The organism is Marinilabilia salmonicolor JCM 21150 (genome assembly GCF_000259075.1).
Classification (GTDB): Bacteria; Bacteroidota; Bacteroidia; order Bacteroidales; family Marinilabiliaceae; genus Marinilabilia; species Marinilabilia salmonicolor.
In genome coordinates, this window is the sequence record NZ_AJKI01000003.1 from 59,434 (window position 1) to 73,005 (window position 13,572).

Genomic DNA, 13,572 nt, shown 5'->3' on the forward strand with positions numbered 1-13,572 from the left:
TGGCCCATAGTTTTTTTTAGAGACAGGATGGTTTCGAACTGTCTTTCTGATTTCGGGTGCAAAGATACGAAAATATGAAATCCGCAATCATGGTTTCATTCAAAATGTGCATTTTTGCACCTGATTTGTTTTAGCAGCCAAAAGATTTTGTATTGTGAGAAGTTGTATTCTGTTTTTAATAACGTTTATTCTTTTGTTTTCCGGGGTTGGGAAGGCACAACATGTACCGGTTTCGGAGGTGGGACTTCCGCCTAATCAGCAGCATGTGAGTGTTCTTTACCATCATGGAATAGTCATTCCTCATCATGCCAATATGATCTATTTTATAGATGATTTCTCACGGGGTGTGGAAGTGAATTACGGTTTGTGGAGATTCGACAGGGCTGGTTGGCAACAGTATTACAATTATCCTGAGGTTGGGGTGGGATTTTTTTATAATTCTTATGGTAATCCTGATATTTATGGCCAGGGGATGGCCATATATCCGTATTTGCAATTTCCCATTGTGCGGACCCCCCGTTTTACCTTAAAAAATAAGGTGGCAATGGGCCTGGGTTATACCAATAACCCGTTTGATCCGCAGGAAAACCCATGGAATCAGATTTTTGGAGCCAGACTGAATGCGTATGTTGGATTCGGCCTTTATACAGGTTACCGGATTCTTGACCACTGGTCATTGTATGGTTCAGCTTCCCTGAATCACATGTCGAACGGAGCTGCACGCAAACCCAACAATGGAATTAATACTCTCACCTTTAGTTTGGGAACCCGATATCATTTTCTGGATGATAAAATGCCCCAACTGAAACGGCATGAAGCCCCACGAAGAAACAATAAAGAAATTGAAGTGTTTTTAAATTATGGGCGAAGTCAGGCCAATGATTACAATTTTAATATCTACTCATCAGGAAGTCTCAGCATCAATCATATCTGGTACCGGTCTGTGAAGTCCGCCTGGAGTGCCGGATTGGATGCCATTTATTTTGGGGCCGCTCCATATGCATATCCGGATATAAAAGAGTATATCGACCATACTGACCGTATGTTTTATGGTGTTTTTGGCGGCCGTCACTGGATTATGGGGAAAACTTCTCTTTTTGTTCAGATGGGAGTTTATCTTTATTCCCATATAAAACCTCCTCAGCCCGTTTATCCCCGGTTAGGTATCCGTCACCGAATTACCGACAGGTTGGTAGCTAATTTTAGCGTGAAGGCGAGTTTTTTCAGGTCGGAGTTTATGGAATTTGGATTGGGATATCGTATTCCATATAAAAAGAATGAAACTGTCATGGAATTTTGATTCTTGAAAATAGCACAAAATTCTATGTGTAAAAGGAATGCGAGTTTTATTCGACCTTGTAAAAGTAATTTTTATACGGATAAATTATGAAGAGTTATTGGATACTATTAATATCAATGATTTGTTTGTCAGGTTGCGATTATACCGATGCTTTGCTAAAAGACGGGGAAATCATCAGAAAAGAGGTGGTTCTTAATTCCTTTGACCGGATTGAGATAGAGACTTCTGTTGAGTTGGTTCTGACTAACGATGCGGATTCTGTTGCTGTAGTGGAGGGGCTTGATTTTCTTGTACCCCGGTTGGTTTTAAATCAGGAGGGAAAAGTTTTGAAAATTGAGTCGGAAGGACTGATTGGTTTTAGGGAAAAGCAGTTACCGTCAGTAACTGTGGGTGTATCCGGACTAAAGAGAATTACTTCGAATTTTCCGTCAAAAATCACCAGTACCGATACTTTGAAAATCTCTTCACTTACGGTGGTAGTTAACGGACGTGGAACTTTTACACAGTGTGATTTACTGGTTGATGCGGGGTCCATCTCTCTGGCAGCTTATGGCAGTAATGTTGGAAATCATATTTTTCGCGGAAAAACCGGTAAACTGATTGTTAATGCAGAAGGATTAACCACGGTGGATGCTTTGCAGCTGGAGGCCAAATCGGTTCGTTTGGTTCAGAAATCGGTAAACTCTTCATACGTGAATGCTCTGGAAGAGTTGAGTGTGGATATTTTTTCTTCCGGTAATGTTTATTACACCGGAAATCCTGATACAACGCTAAATATTGGAGACCCGTTGTATGAGGTGGAATTGGGGACTTTAATCAGGTTGAAGGAGTAAAAAAACCGTTTTATTGTTTGGCGCTTTCCTTTTCGTCGAGTTCTATTTGTTCCTCTAATAAATTTGCCAGCGTGTTGCTTTGGAAATAATCGGTAATAATACTGTTTAGTCCGGACCAGAAATTTTTTGCTGAGCAGGCATTTTCACGCTCGCACTTGTAGTTCATCATTATACAATCAATCACACAAATGCCCGGTTCGAAAGCATTGTTGATGTCCAGGATAGTAATTTCATGTGCCGGTCGTGTAAGAATATAACCGCTTTTTTTGCCTTTTACATTGGTAATCAGGCCCGAAACTTTGAGAGCATAGATAATGTGATCAAGATATTTGTTTGAAATGTCCTGGCGTTCGGAAATGTCTTTCTGAAAAATACCGTTGTTGTTGGTTTCTCTGGCAATCTCGACCATGGCCCTGAGGCCGTAACGGGTTTTAGTGTTAAATTTCAATGTTTCAGATTTTTACTTGTTTAAAGTAAGTCCAAAGTTAATAAAAACTTCATTATTAACCTTTACCATGCCCATGAATTTGGTGGGAGGCTCCAGATTAAAATCTCTTAGATTGATGCTAACTTTCCCATTAAGATGGAGGGATTCTTTCCTGCAGTCATGTATGCGCCCGGGTATTTCATATGTTTTGGATGATCCGGCGAGACCCACTTTTATCTTCGGTACCACTGTGCTTTCAGGCCCGGCCGGTAATTTAATGTTTTCAAAGAAGATGGTGATATTGATGAAGGGATATTCCGAGGCTTTTATGAGTTTTAGAAAGTCATCAAGCATCATGGGATTTGACGGGGTGAATTCGCGGGCTGGAATTTTAAGCTTTATTATTTCACCCAAATGGCTTTCTTCCTCGATAATTTCATCTTTTTTGTTGAAGATCTGCTCAAAATGAAAATGATTTACATTGGTGGACCCTTCAATCTTTATAAAGTTGTCGCACTCTTCAACTGCTGATTCATTGTGATGAGGGAGATGTTTTTCAGCCATTGGTTGCCCGAATATATTGAAGAAACAGAACAAAAAACTTACTACCATCACTTTACGTAATCTTCCGCAATGTCTTAAGGCATTTTGTGAGATTCGTTTAACCGGTTTTTGATTACCGGCAGGTGACAGTAATAAGTTTTTTAATGGCATTTATCTGATTTTATATATTTGAAAATCAGCTGTTTGTTCTGATTAGAAACTGATGGCAGCTTCTAACAGCAAGCCGTTGAATTTGCCCTCATCCAGGATGTCTCCGGTGGGAAATCCGTCATATTTCTGACTTACATATTCTATCTTTGCGAGGATGTTTTTGGTCATAAACCAACCACCGCTTAACTGCACCCGGTTGATATCGACGTCTTCTCCGGTGGCAATTTCTCCGCCGACCGTATTGTAGCGTCCGCCCAAATAGAAATTTTCTTCATTACCAAATCGATAAATCAGTTCTCCTGATAGTTGGGTGAAGTTGCGAGTGTCAGTTTCTCCGTTTGATTTTCCACTGGCAGATTCTATTACTCCGAAAAATTCCAAACCGCCTAACTTAACGAATGGATTGACCATAAACGCAGTCAGTTCGTTATTGAATCCGGGATTCCAGCGGCCTGATCGGAAGTTTCCTGAGGCAGATGCATCCGGAGCTTCCATTACATAATAGTAACGTGATCCTGCGCGGTCGCCGGCATACAGGTATGTTCTTGCACTTTCTCCTGTGGTGTAAACAGAGCCCGTCAGACGGAACCTGAAGTCTTCATCAACTTGTTTGTCATATCCAACTTTACCGACAAATGAGGCCTTGGTGGTTCCGGGGTTGGTGACTGATTGGTTCAGCTTTCCGTTGGTCAGACCTACCATTCCGATAAAGCCGTTACTTCGGTAATAAACTTCTCCGCCTACTTCTGTGGTAAAGGCATCCATGATGAGGTTGCCCACAAACGGGTTGTAAATTGCTCTGGCATTGTCGGTTCTTCGAAAGTGTGCATCACCATAATTGTTCTCCATGTGACCGATTTTGATGGTTACCTTTTCCATCAGATCGGACATGAAGCCCTGGCGAATGAAATCCAGCTTGTCAATCTGGAAGTAGCCTCCTTTTACGTATGGCTCCGGGTGGTGACGTGATGATAAATAAGTGCGGAGATGCATTTTTACACCATCATAAAGATGAACGTCTAGGTCCAGGTTGGCAGTTGCCAGATTGAAATTATCGCCAATTTCAATCAATTCCACATCGCCTGAGTTTTCATGATCCACTGCCTGGAATTGAATGGTCGATGCTCCGCCAATTCTAACGTCAACACCGTCAAAATTATCGGTTGTGTCTTTAGGTGCTTCAAAATCATTGATTCCCCGTTGGTCGGGAAGCCTGAAATTTTTAAAATCTCTGTCGTTTTGGGCGCTGGTGGAAATACCCATTACCAGAAAAGCCAGAAATACTAAATATTGAAATTTCATGTTTGCTTTTTTTATTGGTTTGTAATGCATTAATGTTTAAAATGATAATTATTTGAGTTCAAGTTTTATGTTGACTTTTACTTCATCTCCGGTTTTAACAGTTCCGAACATTGCTGTTGGAGGATCCATCTTGTAGTCGCTCATCAGCACGGTAGCGGTACCCGTTACAAGAACTTTTCCGCCTTCCTGAATCGTCAGATTGATGGGAATGGATACTGGTTTTGTTTCCCCCGCAATTTTAAGATTCCCTTTGATGTGAACTTTTTCCTCATTTCCGGCCTCAATACTCAGCGGTGTCGATTGGCGAAAAGTTAATTCCGGCGCTTTTTTGGCTCTGAGTGCATCCTTGGCTTTATTATCCATCATTGAGTTATCGCTGGATAATTTGTTCGCATCTCCGGTTAAGCCGGCATTCGTCAGGGTATAAGAACCATCTTCATTATGGGTGACTTCAGCAGTAGCCCTGAAATCCGATAAAACCATTTCCCAATCGTGAAGGGAAGAGGTACCGGTAACGACCACTGAATTGTTGGTTCCTGTTAAATTCAGTTTTTGTGCTTTTGTTGTCGTACCACTAACAAGCGTTAAGGCAATTATCAGAAGTGTTTGTAATGCAATTTTGGTCATGTCTTTAGTTTAAAATATTAATCCTATTGCAAATGTAGTATAAAATGATAAAGTTTTAAATACTTAGAAGTCTTTTTTTAATTGTTCATATTCAGTTTTGTCAAAAATGATTGTTTCCAGGATGCATTAAGTCTTATTTGAAGCCGTTTCTGGCAGATAAGAGTGAAAACCGGGGAAATCCTGGATTATTTGGTTTTACGAAAACAGTAAGAAGCTTTTTTGAATAGTGTTAAGTGTAACAATAATCATGAAATAATTTCTTTCTTTTATCAAGACAAGACTTGGAACATAGCTGAAATCATGAACACCAAAAAATGATTATGTCGTGAGATTAAGTAGGTCAGGGTTTAAGCGATGAAATCCCTTTTTGGGAAATTTAACTTTATAATCGGACACCCAAAGTTCAAATATCAAAAAAAATAATCGTTTGAAATTAGCAGGGTATTTGTCTGTTGTGTATAGGTGGGCAGGTTGCCATTCACCCATTACAGTGTTTTATGACCATAGAGCAGGCTTGAAGAAAAAAGAAACTTCTACTTAGTGTTTGTCTATAAACTAAGCGTTTTTCATATGTTTGAGATAGAAAGTTCAAATTCAAGGCGTGTGAGAAATCTAAACCGCAGAATACTAATGTATTTGAGGATTAAGATTTTGAGCAACAACGCAGAAGTTGGACTTTACAGACAGACACTACTTAAGGTGATTCTGCTGTAGGATGTTGCTCAATGGGTTTTTACATGCCCAGTGGAATCATTTCCATCAATGGTTGGAGAATGTTAGAGGTTTGACGTAGATGGATGGGAGGAACCACTACTTTAAGAGCCAACGGCAGGATTTCAATATCCACTTTGGTACCCAGATTGACGGGTTCGCCATCTACATGGCCAAGCAGGGCAGTGGGGTGGGTAATTTTTATTTTTCTAGCCTTAACGATCTTATCGTATTTGCTTTTATCGATGGATTGGTCCACCAGACTAATCAGTAATGCCGGTGCAGTGTATTTAGGAAAGTCTTTGATGAGGCAAACATCAATCAGACCATCATCAATGCGGGCTTGTGGGGCTATGTGAAAATTGTTTCCGTATTGGCTGGAATTGGCAAAGCTGATAAGAAAGGCATCTATGTCTATAGATTCGCCATCTATTTCAATTTGGTAATGATCTGATTTGTATTTTGGAAACTCTTTGGAAATGAGTTGCATGTATGCAAGAGGGCCTCTTTTCTTTTTATGGGCAAACTGGTGACTTATATAGGCATCAAAACCAACTCCTGCAACGTTTAAAGAGTAATAGTTGTTTACTTTGATGGCATCAATGGATTTAATATTTCCATGATTGATAACGTCCAGCGCTTTATTGACCTTGAATGGCATTTGCAGAAACCGGGCGAGTCCGTTTCCCGATCCGGTGGGGAGTATCCCAAGTGCTGTTTCGGTGTTGAGCAGTCCGCGGCCAACTTCGTTGACTGTTCCGTCGCCACCAACGGCTACAACAATGTCGAAATCTCCGGCAGCCTGACGACTTATTTCGAATGCGTGGTCGGGGTGTTTTGAAAAAACAATGTCAATGTCCAGACTAGACGTGTCGGTTTCATTGTGAATGAGCTTTGCCATGTCTTTCTGGCGTCCGATGCCGGAGGCCGGATTGATGATATATAAAGCCTTCTTTTTCATTCAATACCTGTTGGTTTTGCGGGCACAAATTTACATATATATTTTTGAAAATACCTCATTTGTATTAGTCATGGACAATTTTTATGAGAAAAGTGAGATAATTTTATTTTCTTTGATAAACTAAAATACGAAGCCGTGGAAACATTAATTCAGTTAGATCAAGAACTTCTGCTCTACTTTAATTCTTTTACATCGCCTTTGTTCGATAATATCTTCTGGTTGATTACCAGTAAAAGTATTTGGGTGCCGATGTATGTGATGATCCTGTATGCGATATTTAAAAATCAGGGAATTAAAGGGTTTATGACTGTTGTTTTCCTTGGTTTGATGGTGCTCTTATGCGATCAGATTTCCACCAATATATTTAAGGAAGGTTTTGAGCGGTTTCGTCCTTCGCATGAACCTGCCCTGGAAGGGATGGTGGACTTAATAAATGGCAAAAGAGGTGGGCAGTTTGGATTTGTTTCTTCCCATGCCACCAACTCTTTTGGCTTGGCGGTATTTTCGTTGCTTCTTTTCCGTTTTAACTGGTACACTGTTTTTATTTTGTTTTGGGCAGCGTTGAATAGTTATTCCCGTATTTACATGGGGGTGCATTATCCCGGCGATATTTTAGGTGGTTTAATACTGGGGTCTCTGATTGGCTGGGTCGTTTATTGGTTATACAGAAAAGTGGCTTCAAGGTTCCTTTTGATTCCGGACAGGATTACACCTACCATTGGAAGAAGGGAATTCGCATTGCCTTCCGTTCGATTGGTTATTTTTACAGGACTTATCACTTTCATCTTGATATTTTTATCGGGTAAAATTATTTTACCACTTACTGTTTAGTCAGGTTTTATTCACAAATTATTGGTGATGGGGTTCAGGCTTCTGCGAATTACGAATGTCCTCAATTAAATTAGATATAGCTGGCTGCTGAGGCAGCTTGCACCAAAATGAAAGTATACACTGTAAATCATCTATTTCTATTTTGTTTTGTTATTTGGTTCTGGCTCGTTCAGGTTGGATTAGGAAATATTATTGTGGTTTGCCTGTGTTGAATTGCATTGGTATTGAGGTTCTTAAGGTTGATGCGGGATGGGGGGAAGTATAATTTTTGTTAAAACCTATATTTTTGATGTTAAATCTATTTTAAACCTTCCTTTTTTTTCTTAATTTTATATCACATCAATATCAATAACCTCTTTAAATCATTTCAATTATGAGCACTACAATAACATTCAATCAGCTCAGGAAGATTAAGGATAGTCTGCCTGAGGGAAGTATGCGCAGCATTGCCGACTCGTTAAACCTCGACGTAGAGACAGTCAGAAATTATTTCGGAGGGGCCAACTACGATCGGGGCAGAAGTATTGGAATTCATCTGGAGCAAGGCCCTGATGGTGGCGTAGTAGAACTTGACGACACCACCATCCTGGATATGGCCAGAGAAATCATCGAAGGGAAACGAGAAGTGCCTATGAGTAACTGATTGAAGCGTTGCCTTACCTGAGCGGGTGAGGTTTTATTTTGATACTATGTGAAACCGGGAGTGTTTTCAGATTTTTTGAGAACACTCCCTTTTTTAATCCTTTTGTATTTATCATTGACCGGAGAACCTTGTTTGTACCATGAAAAAATTAACCAACCTGCTTTTCTCTTCTGATAGTTTTATTTTTTTTATTTCTCTGGCTGTCATCCATGGTGTTTCTTTTCAGGTAATGGACGTTTTAACGGTGGCAAATAATCCCGATAGTGTTACTTATCTGGGAATTGCAGAACTGGACTTTAATCAGTCAGAGATAAGACGTTATCGGGTAATTATTCCCTTTCTGGCAGGTGCAATCAATTTTGTTTTCGGAAATTTGTTTGATTTGCTTGCACCCTGGACTTTTGAAGGAGATTTTTCCTTATCCATGAGTTTTTTGATTGTAAATAATCTGCTGATGGCCCTGGCTGGAGTTTTTGTTTTTAAATATGTTTATGTTCATACAGGACATTTTATTTCTTCGATACTGGGGCTTGTCAGTTTTCTAACCTGCCGATGGACCGGAGTTCTGGCAGGAACGCCTTTGGTGGATAGTCTTTTTGTTTTGGTTTTAGTTCTGGTCTTACTGGGATTGAAGACAAACAATTGGCAAATGTTGATTTTTTCAATATTCCTGGGGCCCTGGGCTAAAGAATCATTCATTTTTATTGCGCCCATAATATTTTTTTATGCCCCCATTAAGAAAACGAGAATGTTTTTTTTATTTCTTGTTTCAGGTATCTTGGTTTTTTCCGGACGTTTCATTATAGATGCATTGAGTGATACTCCGCCACTTCTTTCGTTGGGAAAGGATGTCAGGCATCTGACTTATATTGTATTGGGGCTTAAAAGACTTTTTTCTTTTCACGGAATTTATGAGGTTTTTTCGGTTACCGGTTTCTGGATTTTGTTGATAGTGCCGGCAGTTTTGAATGGGAAACTGAAGTCTTACCTAATCGCTTTTAAAGGTTATGAGTGGTGGTTTTTAGTTTCAGTAATTTTTCAGGCCTTGATTTCGGTTGAAATTTCCAGAATGCTTTTCCTGTTGACGCCTTTGCTCGCGGTGCTTTGGGGAAAAGTTATCAGAGGCTGCCTCGAACAACCGCAATTGAATAAACTCTTTAGATCGGTATGAAAGGTTTATCTTAAGAGAGTCTCAAGCTTTGTGTTGTTGTAACTTTAACGAAGGCACGAGAACAGGGATTTTGAATACCAATCAATTTTAAGGAGTAAATTTTTACAGGTGAAAAGAAAAGGTATTTTTTAATACATATTGTTGGATGAAGAAAAAGCTTTGTATCATAATTCCTGCCTACAATGAGGCTCGGACTGTTCAAAAAATATTGATCCGCATTAACTCTGTCAGATATAATTTCCCCATAGAGACTGAAATTATCGTTGTTGATGACGCATCCACCGATGATACTGTAGATGAAATAGAAACATTCCGCTTGAAGTTTCCGGATGTTAATCTTGTTGTTTTATGTCAACTTGAAAACTCCGGTAAGGGAGCAGCAATCAGAAGAGGTGTTGAGTATTGCCGGGGTGATTATATTGTCATTCAGGATGCCGATCTTGAGTATGATCCCCGTGAATATAATGATTTGCTGAAGCCATTGGAGGAAGGTGTTGCAGATGTGGTTTACGGTTCACGCTTTATCGGCAGGAATCCTCACCGAATCCTTTTTTTCTGGCACTCCATCGGCAACAAATTTCTGACATTAATTTCCAATGCTTTTACCAATCTGAACTTATCAGATATGGAATCCTGTTATAAGATGTTTCGTGCCGATGTTATTAAAGGGGTAAAGCTGAGAGAAAATCGATTTGGTTTTGAGCCGGAAGTGACTGCTAAAATAGCCCGAATCCCGGGTATTAGAATATATGAAGTAGGCATCTCCTATTACGGAAGGACTTATGATGAGGGGAAGAAAATTAACTGGAGGGATGGGGTAAAAGCTATTTTTTGTATTCTTAAGTACAATATCTGGTCATTAAAATAAAGATAAACTTTGAAGGTGTTCTGCCAATTGTGTGCCGTTTGTAAATATATGAAATACCGATAAAAAAGGGTCGATTCTCTCTACTGGAAAACCAACCCTCTTTTCCTTTTGATGGATATTTGGAAATTAATTATGCAATTTCCTTTTTAAGCGATGTCTTCAGAATATAAAATCCGATAAGACCTGCTGCGATAGAGCCGAAAAAGATTCCGATTTTGGCCTGGTTCATCAGTTCCTGTGTTTCAAAAGCAAGGCTTGAAATAAACAATGACATAGTAAAGCCTATACCTCCGATGAAGCCCAATCCGATAAAGGCTTTCCATGGTATGTTACGAGGCTTCACAGAGAGTTTCAGCTTTACGGCCAGCCATGAGAACAGCGAAATTCCGATGGCCTTCCCAAAAACCAGACTCACCGCAATGGCAATAGATAGATCGTTGAGAATAGCTCCGCTTGAAAGAGGAGATCCCGGAGAGAAAATGGTCACCCCGGCATTGGCCAGCGCAAAAAGTGGGAGAATCAGGTAGTTGACTGCTCCGCTCAGATTGTGTTCGATCATTTGCAAGGGGCTCTGGGTCTTCTTTACCAGTGATTCCACATGGTCAATTGCGGCCAGCTGTTTGTTGCTCATTACAAATTTCTTATCGTCACGTGGTAAGGTCGAAAAATGCTTTAATCCGTCTTTTATTTTGGGAATAAAGTCATTGATATGAATTTTGGGACGCATCGGGATACTGAATGCCACTAAAACTCCTGCAATGGTGGGATGAATTCCTGATTTCAGGAACAGAAGCCAGATAATGAATCCCACATAAGTGTATAGATATAGATTTTGAATGTTGAAGTAATTGGCTGCAAATAAGATCAGTAATAAGCCCAATGCGAAGAACAGATAGTACCACAGAATGGTGTTGCTGTAGAACATGGCAATGACCAGAACAGCTCCGAGGTCATCAACAATGGCAAGAGCGGTAAGGAAAATTTTCAGACTCAATGGAACCTTTTTCCCCAGAATTCCAAGAATGGCCAAAGAAAAGGCTATATCTGTGGCCATGGGAATTCCCCATCCCTGCGACATTTCACCTGAAAATCCAAAAGAAACAAACAACAGGATGGGTACAATCATACCTCCAATGGCTCCGAAAACCGGGAAAATGGCCTGGCGGAACGAACTAAGTTCTCCTGCTATAAATTCACGTTTGATTTCCAGGCCTACCACAAAAAAGAAGATGGCCATCATGCCATCATTTATCCAGTGTAAAAGCGATTTTTTGAGTTCAAAGGGTGCCAATCCCAGGATGAAATCATATTCCCATAGTGATTCGTAATATTCTTTCATGGGCGAATTGGCCCAAAGCAGCGCCAGAAAGGTTACAAAAATTAACAATACACCACCACTGGTAACATGTTTTAAAAACCACTGTATGGGATCTGCCAGATTGGGTTTAGGGAATTGATTTTTCTTCATTTCTAATGTTGGTTATTATGTTATTTTTTTTGTTGTCCCGGCTATTTACGCATTTACCTGTATTATGTTTCAGCTAATTTAGATATTTAGAGTTTTGTATATATGTGCCTTTTCACATATATATCTGTGTGGTATTGAATTGTCATCTTTTTTTGTGATAAAATAGATTTTATCTGAATAGTGAGTCCTTGCTGCGTTAAACATTCTTAAAACTGAGCTAATGGAGGATAATCAGACGCAAAGGGCTCTACCTTTGCCGGCGTCAAAAAATTACCTCTCTCTCTAATATTTATTCTTATGTTTTTCTTCTATGCCATGATCATAGTCTTCATTGTGGGCTATGGATTTATTGTTTTCGAACACGTCAATAAAATTGATAAAGCTGCAACAGCTTTGTTTACAGGAGCTATTTTATGGACCTTACTGGTGATTGATGCTCCGAATATAATGCATTTGCATCTGAACCGTAACTGGGAAGAATTTGCATCCGGGCTGGGGATTATTGAGACAGCCCAGGTAATGGAATTTATTACGCAGCATGCCGTCATTGAGCATTTGGGAGATGTCGCATCTATTATCTTTTTTCTTTTGGGTGCAATGACAATAGTGGAGGTTATTGACCGCTATCAGGGCTTTCGGGTTATTACCGACAGAATTCATACAACCAATCGGATCAAACTTTTGTGGATTATCAGTATCCTTACGTTCTTTATTTCTGCGGTTCTGGATAACCTTACCACTACGATTGTGATGATCGCCTTGCTACAGAAACTGCTCAGCAAACAAGACAACCGATGGCTTTTTTCCGGAATGGTGGTTGTTGCAGCCAATGCCGGCGGGGCCTGGTCTCCAATGGGGGACGTAACGACCATAATGTTGTGGATAGGGGGACAAATAACGGCTGCAGGAATCGTTAAGTCGCTGTTGATTCCCAGTTTGATAACCATGCTGGTTCCATTGGCTGTTCTTTCTTTAGTGATGAAAGGAGCCACCAACCGTCCTTTGCTGGAAGCTGACGAATCTGCAGAATTTATTCCCTATAAAGACCGGTTGAAGATTTTGATTTTAGGAATTCTGGCGCTTGTGGCAGTTCCGGTGTTTAAAGGCCTGACTCAGTTACCGCCATTTCTGGGGATGTTGCTCGGATTGGGGGCTTTGTGGATGTACACTGACCGTCATCTGAAGAGAAGAAATGTACTGGACAAAAGGAAATTGAGTATTGTTAAGATCCTGGAACGGGTGGATGTGGCTTCCATTCTTTTCTTTTTGGGAATTCTACTTGCGGTGGCAGCGCTCCAAACAGCGGGTCATCTAAACCTAATGGCCCAATGGCTGGATGAAAACGTTTCCAATATTTATGGAATCAATATTATTATAGGATTCTTGTCAGCAGTCGTGGACAATGTCCCTTTGGTGGCTGCATCGATGGGGATGTACGAAGTGCCGCAGGTTGCGGATGTGTCCATGGCGTCGGATTTCTTTGTGGATGGTAATTTTTGGTCATTCCTGGCCTATTGCTCCGGTACAGGTGGCAGCATTTTAATTATTGGATCAGCTGCCGGAGTAGCAGCTATGAGTATGGAAGGAATTCCGTTTTTCTGGTATCTCAAACGAATTAGTTTATTGGCCTTGTTGGGATATGTCGCCGGAGCCGGAACTTATTTGCTGATGTTTGCCTTGTAATAGGGCGGTGATGGTACAATCTGGGATAAAAAG

The 13,572-nt window shown here is 40.3% G+C and carries 13 protein-coding genes; 7 read left to right on the forward strand and 6 right to left on the reverse strand.

Annotated features, from left to right (window positions below):
• The first annotated feature begins 154 nt into the window (after positions 1–154).
• Positions 155–1,300, forward strand: coding sequence for an acyloxyacyl hydrolase (locus W7W_RS0103695; protein ID WP_010662494.1), 1,146 nt, complete (start codon positions 155–157; stop codon positions 1,298–1,300).
• 86 nt (positions 1,301–1,386) lie between these two features.
• Complete coding sequence (locus W7W_RS0103700) at positions 1,387–2,133, forward strand: GIN domain-containing protein (RefSeq protein ID WP_025006794.1); 747 nt, start codon at positions 1,387–1,389, stop codon at positions 2,131–2,133.
• Between the two features lie 10 nt (positions 2,134–2,143).
• On the opposite strand, the gene W7W_RS0103705 is transcribed toward W7W_RS0103700, so the two are convergent.
• The 5 genes from W7W_RS0103705 to W7W_RS0103730 all read right to left on the reverse strand — a co-directional run bounded on the left by W7W_RS0103705 (position 2,144) and on the right by W7W_RS0103730 (position 6,875).
• Positions 2,144–2,581: an RrF2 family transcriptional regulator gene (locus W7W_RS0103705; protein WP_010662496.1), complete on the reverse strand. Its 438-nt coding sequence runs from the start codon at positions 2,579–2,581 to the stop codon at positions 2,144–2,146.
• Between the two features lie 12 nt (positions 2,582–2,593).
• The gene (locus W7W_RS0103710; RefSeq protein ID WP_025006793.1) at positions 2,594–3,274 is read right to left on the reverse strand and encodes a YceI family protein; all 681 of its coding nucleotides are present in this window, start codon (positions 3,272–3,274) and stop codon (positions 2,594–2,596) included.
• A 42-nt stretch (positions 3,275–3,316) separates the two neighbouring features.
• Positions 3,317–4,576 carry a hypothetical protein gene (locus W7W_RS0103715; protein WP_010662498.1) on the reverse strand — a complete coding sequence of 420 codons (1,260 nt, stop codon included), beginning with the start codon at positions 4,574–4,576 and terminating at the stop codon, positions 3,317–3,319.
• A gap of 48 nt (positions 4,577–4,624) precedes the next feature.
• A complete protein-coding gene (locus W7W_RS0103720) occupies positions 4,625–5,203 on the reverse strand; it encodes a YceI family protein (protein WP_010662499.1) in 579 nt (192 codons plus the stop codon).
• A gap of 733 nt (positions 5,204–5,936) precedes the next feature.
• Complete coding sequence (locus tag W7W_RS0103730; protein WP_010662500.1) at positions 5,937–6,875, reverse strand: diacylglycerol/lipid kinase family protein; 939 nt, start codon at positions 6,873–6,875, stop codon at positions 5,937–5,939.
• Between the two features lie 135 nt (positions 6,876–7,010).
• Between W7W_RS0103730 and W7W_RS0103735 the strand changes: the two genes are divergently transcribed.
• From W7W_RS0103735 to W7W_RS0103750, 4 genes are all read left to right on the forward strand, one after another.
• On the forward strand, positions 7,011–7,706 hold the full coding sequence (locus W7W_RS0103735) for a phosphatase PAP2 family protein (RefSeq protein ID WP_010662501.1): 696 nt from the start codon (positions 7,011–7,013) through the stop codon (positions 7,704–7,706).
• A 373-nt stretch (positions 7,707–8,079) separates the two neighbouring features.
• Complete coding sequence (locus tag W7W_RS0103740; protein WP_010662502.1) at positions 8,080–8,349, forward strand: hypothetical protein; 270 nt, start codon at positions 8,080–8,082, stop codon at positions 8,347–8,349.
• 139 nt (positions 8,350–8,488) lie between these two features.
• Entirely contained in the window at positions 8,489–9,520 is a 1,032-nt protein-coding gene (locus tag W7W_RS0103745) for a hypothetical protein (RefSeq protein WP_010662503.1), read from the forward strand.
• 145 nt (positions 9,521–9,665) lie between these two features.
• A complete protein-coding gene (locus tag W7W_RS0103750) occupies positions 9,666–10,388 on the forward strand; it encodes a glycosyltransferase family 2 protein (RefSeq protein WP_010662504.1) in 723 nt (240 codons plus the stop codon).
• Between the two features lie 130 nt (positions 10,389–10,518).
• Here the strand turns inward: W7W_RS0103750 and nhaA are convergent, their stop codons facing one another.
• Entirely contained in the window at positions 10,519–11,856 is a 1,338-nt protein-coding gene (gene nhaA / locus W7W_RS0103755; protein ID WP_010662505.1) for a Na+/H+ antiporter NhaA, read from the reverse strand.
• Positions 11,857–12,153: 297 nt separating this feature from the next.
• On the opposite strand from nhaA, the gene nhaD reads away from it, so the two are divergent.
• On the forward strand, positions 12,154–13,539 hold the full coding sequence (gene nhaD / locus W7W_RS0103760) for a sodium:proton antiporter NhaD (protein WP_010662506.1): 1,386 nt from the start codon (positions 12,154–12,156) through the stop codon (positions 13,537–13,539).
• Positions 13,540–13,572 lie beyond the last annotated feature (33 nt).

Coding starts and splice junctions, on each gene's coding strand:
- W7W_RS0103700 (WP_025006794.1), top strand. CDS start 1,387: ATGAAGAGTTATTGGATACTATTAATATCAATGATTTGTTTGTCAGGT.
- W7W_RS0103710 (WP_025006793.1), bottom strand. CDS start 3,274: ATGCCATTAAAAAACTTATTACTGTCACCTGCCGGTAATCAAAAACCG.
- W7W_RS0103715 (WP_010662498.1), bottom strand. CDS start 4,576: ATGAAATTTCAATATTTAGTATTTCTGGCTTTTCTGGTAATGGGTATT.
- W7W_RS0103720 (WP_010662499.1), bottom strand. CDS start 5,203: ATGACCAAAATTGCATTACAAACACTTCTGATAATTGCCTTAACGCTT.
- W7W_RS0103730 (WP_010662500.1), bottom strand. CDS start 6,875: ATGAAAAAGAAGGCTTTATATATCATCAATCCGGCCTCCGGCATCGGA.
- W7W_RS0103740 (WP_010662502.1), top strand. CDS start 8,080: ATGAGCACTACAATAACATTCAATCAGCTCAGGAAGATTAAGGATAGT.
- W7W_RS0103745 (WP_010662503.1), top strand. CDS start 8,489: ATGAAAAAATTAACCAACCTGCTTTTCTCTTCTGATAGTTTTATTTTT.
- W7W_RS0103750 (WP_010662504.1), top strand. CDS start 9,666: ATGAAGAAAAAGCTTTGTATCATAATTCCTGCCTACAATGAGGCTCGG.
- nhaA (WP_010662505.1), bottom strand. CDS start 11,856: ATGAAGAAAAATCAATTCCCTAAACCCAATCTGGCAGATCCCATACAG.
- nhaD (WP_010662506.1), top strand. CDS start 12,154: ATGTTTTTCTTCTATGCCATGATCATAGTCTTCATTGTGGGCTATGGA.